The organism is Nocardioides sp. (genome assembly GCF_025964975.1).
Lineage (GTDB): Bacteria > Actinomycetota > Actinomycetes > Propionibacteriales > Nocardioidaceae > Nocardioides.
Genome location: NZ_JAOPXV010000153.1, coordinates 1 through 4,667, shown reverse-complemented (window position 1 = coordinate 4,667; position 4,667 = coordinate 1). Strand labels below are relative to the sequence as shown.

Here is a 4,667-nt window from a genome sequence, read left to right as displayed (position 1 = left end):
AGTCTGCGGCGCACCGGGTGCGGCTCAGACTCCGCGCTGCCGCGCAGGGGTCGAGCGGGGGTCAGTGCGCCATGTCGACGAAGCGCGAGTAGTGGCCCTGGAAGGCCACGGTGATGTCGCGGGTGGGACCGTTGCGGTGCTTGGCCACGATCAGGTCGGCCTCGCCGGGGCGGGTCGACTCCTTCTCGTAGACGTCGTCGCGGTGCAGGAGGATCACCATGTCGGCGTCCTGCTCGAGCGAGCCGGACTCACGGAGGTCGCTCATCATCGGTCGCTTGTCGGCGCGCTGCTCGGGCCCACGGTTGAGCTGCGAGAGCGCGATGATCGGCAGCTCGAGCTCCTTGGCGAGCAGCTTGATCTGCCGCGAGAACTCCGAGACCTCGAGCTGGCGGGACTCGACCTTCTTGCCCGAGCTCATCAGCTGCATGTAGTCGATGACGATCAGCTTGAGGTCGTGGCGCTGCTTGAGGCGGCGCGCCTTGGCCCGGATCTCCATCATCGTCATGTTGGGCGAGTCGTCGATGAACATCGGCGCCCCGGAGACCTGGCCCATCTTGCGGGCGAGGTGGTCCCAGTCCTGGTCGGTCATCTGGCCGTTGCGGATGTGGTTGAGCGGCACCTTCGCCTCGGCCGACAGCAGGCGCATCATGATCTCGGTGCGGGTCATCTCCAGGCTGAAGAAGACGCTGGTCAGGTTGTTGGCGATCGAGGCGGCCCGGCAGAAGTCCAGAGCGAGGGTCGACTTCCCCATAGCGGGTCTGGCCGCCACGATGATCATCTGGCCGGAGTGGAGACCGTTGGTGAGCTCGTCGAGGTCGGCGAAGCCGGTGGGCACGCCGTACAGGCCGGCCTCGCGGTTGCCGATTGCCTCGATCTCGTCGAGGACGGGGTTCATGATGTCGCTGAGCGGCGCGTAGTCCTCGGCCGTGCGGCGGTCGGTGATCTTGTAGACCTCGGCCTGCGCCTGGTCGACCACGTCGTCGACCGCGCCCTCGCCGGCGTAGCCGATCTGCACGATCTTGGTCCCGGCGTCGACGAGGCGGCGCAGGATCGACTTCTCCCGCACGATCTCTGCGTAGTAGGAGGCGTTGGCGGCGATCGGCACGTTGGCCGAGAGCGTGTGGAGGTAGGGCGCTCCGCCGACCCGCTCGAGCTCGCCCTTGCGGCTCAGCTCGGCCGCGACCGTGATCGGGTCGGCGGGCTCGCCTCGGCCGAAGAGGTCGATGATCGCGTCGTGAATGACCTCGTGAGCGGGTCGGTAGAAGTCGGGGCCGCGCAGCGTCTCGGTGACGTTGGCGATCTCGTCCTTGGAGATCAGCATGGCACCCAGGACACTCTGCTCGGCAGCGTTGTCCTGGGGCGGAGTCCGGTCGCCGGGACGACGCGGCGCCTGCCCGGGCTCGTAGGCAGCCGGCCCGTCCCCCCACTCGAAGTCGGTCTCGCTGCGACCCTGCTCGGTGATGCTCAACCGGTGTCCCCTCGTATGCGCGGATGCGCCTGCTGACCGTGCAACTCCTACGACCCGACCCTTCCTGCGACGGTAGAGGCGGCCACCGACAACGGTCGGCCCACCGCCACCGCTGAACGAGTCACCGGTGCGGGCGTCTGCGCGACGCTACGTCGCCCGAGGGCACCGCGGCCAGTCTCGGAAGCCGAGTTATCCACAAGACCTGTTGATAAGTGGGGCTCGCCCGTGGACGACACGCCACCAGGTGTGCACCAGATGGGGAGGCGCTTGTGGAAAACGCCGGGTGAAGCCCCGGCAAAGCGCCTCTGACCTGCGGAAACGGTCTCCCCTACCTGTGGAGGAAAAACAAATGGGGCGTGGATCGACCCCCTTCTCGCCATCTGGATATCGCGGGTCGGTTTGTCGACAAGCCGCCCGATGGACCGGACAACCCGACGTTTTACACCGTTCATACACAGGTAGTCACAAATGACTAGGTCAACCAGCTGATCGGCGGACAGGTCAGGACCAGTGTGCCCTTCAGACCTTTACAATCCGTGAGTGACGCCCACCAGCCGCCATACCGATCGCGAGATCCTGCGACTGGCGGTGCCGGCCTTCCTCGCCCTGGTGGCCGAGCCGCTGTTCCTCCTCTCCGACGCGGTGATCGTCGGGCACCTCGGTACGGCGCAGCTCGCCGGCCTCGGGATCGCGGGCGCGATCCTCCAGACCCTCGTCGGACTCTGCGTATTCCTGGCCTACGGCACCACGGCCAGCGTCGCGCGTCACCTCGGCGCGGGGAACGTGCGAGCGGCCCTGACCCAAGGGATCGACGGTTGTTGGCTCGCTGTCCTGATCGGTGCTGTGGTGACGTTGGTGGGCGTCGTCTTCGCGCGCCCACTGGTCGAGCTCTTCGGGGCGGGCTCAGCGGTCAGCGACCAGGGGACCGCCTACCTGTCCGTGGCGATCTTCGGGACCATCCCGCTGCTCCTGATGCTCGCCGCCACCGGCGTGCTGCGTGGCCTCCAGGACACCCGCACTCCCCTGTGGGTCGCGATCGGCGGCAACGTCGCGAACATCGTGCTCAACGTCGTCCTCGTCTACGGCCTGGACCTCGGGATCGCCGGTTCTGCCCTCGGCTCGGTGATCGCCCAGGTCGCGAGCGCGGGGGTCCTCGTCGCCGTGGTGGCGAAGGCCGCCCGCCGGGAACACGCTCCCCTCACCCCGGACCGGGCCGGGATCATCGCCGCCGCCGTCACCGGCATCCCCCTCGTCCTACGCACCCTGACGCTGCGGGCCTGCCTCCTGGTCGGCACCTACGCCGTGACCATCGCCGGTCGCGACGCCGAGATCGATCTGGCGACCCACCAGATCGCGATCACGCTGTGGACCTTCCTGGCCTTCGCCCTCGATGCGCTGGCGATCGCCGCTCAGGCCATCACCGGCCGTGCCCTCGGCGCCGGCGACGTCGAGAGCACCCGCCGCCTGACCCGGCGGATGGTGCAGTGGGGATGGGGCGCCGGGATCGCCAGCGGGGTGCTGCTCGCCGCCGCCTCCCCACTCCTCGGCCCCCTCTTCTCACCCGACCCCGACGTGCAGCGCCTGCTGGTGCCGGTGCTGCTGGTCGCTGCCCTGGGTCAACCGATCGCCGGCGTGGTCTTCGTGCTGGACGGTGTCCTGATCGGCGCGGGCGACGGGCGCTACCTCGCCTGGGCCGGGCTGGCTGTGCTGGCGATCTACACGCCGATCGCCCTGCTGGCGGCCGCCGGTCCCGGCGGGCTCGTACCGGTCTGGGTGGCGATGGCGGCCGTGTTCATGGGCGCTCGCTTCGTCCTGCTCACCCGCCGAGCCCGGGGTGACGCATGGCTGGTCACCGGCTCGCTAGCCTCTCGCCCATGAAGCCGCTGGCGTCGATCGCGATGGGGCTGGTCATCGTGGTGCTGGTGGCGAGGTTCGACGGGTACGACGCCCTGCCCGACCCGCTCGGCTGGCTCCTCGTCCTGTGGGGCGTACGCCGCCTGCTCGACCCGACGCCGTTGCTGACGCTGGCCGGCGCCGCCCTCGTCGTGGCGTGCGTCGTCTGGTTCCCCGCGACGCAGGAGGCTCTCGACCGCAGCGAACCCTCGCTCCGGTGGGCCGTCAACCTGCCGCAGGTGCTCTTCTGCGTGGTGCTGTGCCACCGGCTGGCGGCTCTAGCCCAAGCTGCCCGCGACGCGAAGGCGGCCGCGTGGCTCCGCACCACGATGGTCCTCAACGCGGTGCTCGCAGCCGCCCCGGTGCTGGCCTTCGCCTTGGGGTCCGACGACCTCCTGCCCGCCATCTACGCCGGCGCCGCAGCGGTGGTGCTGCTGCTCATCGTCCTGCTCTTCGCCCACGCCGACCGGCGCTGGGCACCGGACGCTGCACCCGTCCGACCCGCCTGACGTCACACAGCGCCCGGCCCGAAATGACGAACGACCCGCCTGCTCGAAGGAGCAGACGGGCCGGACGTGCGTGCGATGGGTCAGCCCGGAACGACGTTGAGCGAGACCTTGGCGCTCACCTCGTCGTGCAGCTTGACCGACACCTCGTGGACACCCAGCGACTTGATGGGCTGGGTCACCACGATGGTGCGACGGTCGACCTTCTCTCCGGAGACCGCGGTGATCGCGTCGGCGATCTCGGAGGTGGTGACAGCGCCGAAGAGGCGGCCACCCTCGCCGGAGCGCACCTTGACGTTGACCGGGTTGGACTGGAGCTTGTTCTTGATCTCGGTCGCGTGGTCGGAGTCGCGAGCGGCACGCGCCTGGCGCGCCGCCTTGATCGACTCGATGGTCTTCTCGCCACCACGGGTCCAGCGGAGGCCGAGGCCGCGCGGGATGAGGTAGTTGCGGCCGTAGCCGTCCTTGACCTCGACCACGTCGCCGGGAGCACCGAGGCCGTCGACCTCCTGCGTCAGAATGAGTTTCATCAGGTGATCTCCTCTCAGCGACCGGTGGACGTGTAGGGCAGAAGCGCAACCTCGCGAGCGTTCTTGACCGCAATCGCGACGTCCCGCTGGTGCTGGACGCAGTTGCCGGTCACGCGACGCGCGCGAATCTTGCCTCGGTCGGAGATGAACTTCCGGAGCAGGGTGGTGTCCTTGTAGTCGACACCAGTCGCCTTCTCCTTGCAGAACTGGCAAACCTTCTTCTTCGGCTTGCGAATCACTGCCTTGGCCATTGTGGTGCTCCCTTTCTAG

General features: G+C 68.6%; 5 protein-coding genes. 2 read left to right on the top strand and 3 right to left on the bottom strand.

Translation table 11 applies throughout. The features are described from left to right. Nucleotides 1–61: 61 nt before the first annotated feature. Nucleotides 62–1,468, bottom strand: a complete 1,407-nt coding sequence (dnaB, locus tag JWN68_RS11950; RefSeq protein WP_297739019.1) for a replicative DNA helicase — start codon at nt 1,466–1,468, stop codon at nt 62–64. Between the two features lie 540 nt (nt 1,469–2,008). Between dnaB and JWN68_RS11945 the strand changes: the two genes are divergently transcribed. Beyond that, nucleotides 2,009–3,346: an MATE family efflux transporter gene (locus JWN68_RS11945; protein ID WP_297739018.1), complete on the top strand. Its 1,338-nt coding sequence runs from the start codon at nt 2,009–2,011 to the stop codon at nt 3,344–3,346. Continuing rightward, complete coding sequence (locus JWN68_RS11940) at nt 3,343–3,870, top strand: hypothetical protein (protein ID WP_297739014.1); 528 nt, start codon at nt 3,343–3,345, stop codon at nt 3,868–3,870. Before JWN68_RS11945 ends, JWN68_RS11940 begins: the two co-directional genes overlap by 4 nt. 80 nt (nt 3,871–3,950) lie before the next feature. Here JWN68_RS11940 and rplI read toward each other — a convergent pair whose 3' ends face one another. Both rplI and rpsR read right to left on the bottom strand, forming a co-directional pair. Continuing rightward, entirely contained in the window at nt 3,951–4,397 is a 447-nt protein-coding gene (gene rplI, locus JWN68_RS11935; protein ID WP_297739012.1) for a 50S ribosomal protein L9, read from the bottom strand. 14 nt (nt 4,398–4,411) lie between these two features. Then, nucleotides 4,412–4,648 (bottom strand): 30S ribosomal protein S18, encoded by a 237-nt coding sequence (rpsR, locus tag JWN68_RS11930; protein ID WP_017933521.1) that lies wholly within the window; start codon nt 4,646–4,648, stop codon nt 4,412–4,414. Nucleotides 4,649–4,667: the final 19 nt, after the last annotated feature.

Excerpts from the sequence above, each read along its gene's own strand:
- JWN68_RS11940 (WP_297739014.1), top strand. The coding sequence starts at position 3,343 with ATGAAGCCGCTGGCGTCGATCGCGATGGGGCTGGTCATCGTGGTGCTG.
- rplI (WP_297739012.1), bottom strand. The coding sequence starts at position 4,397 with ATGAAACTCATTCTGACGCAGGAGGTCGACGGCCTCGGTGCTCCCGGC.
- rpsR (WP_017933521.1), bottom strand. The coding sequence starts at position 4,648 with ATGGCCAAGGCAGTGATTCGCAAGCCGAAGAAGAAGGTTTGCCAGTTC.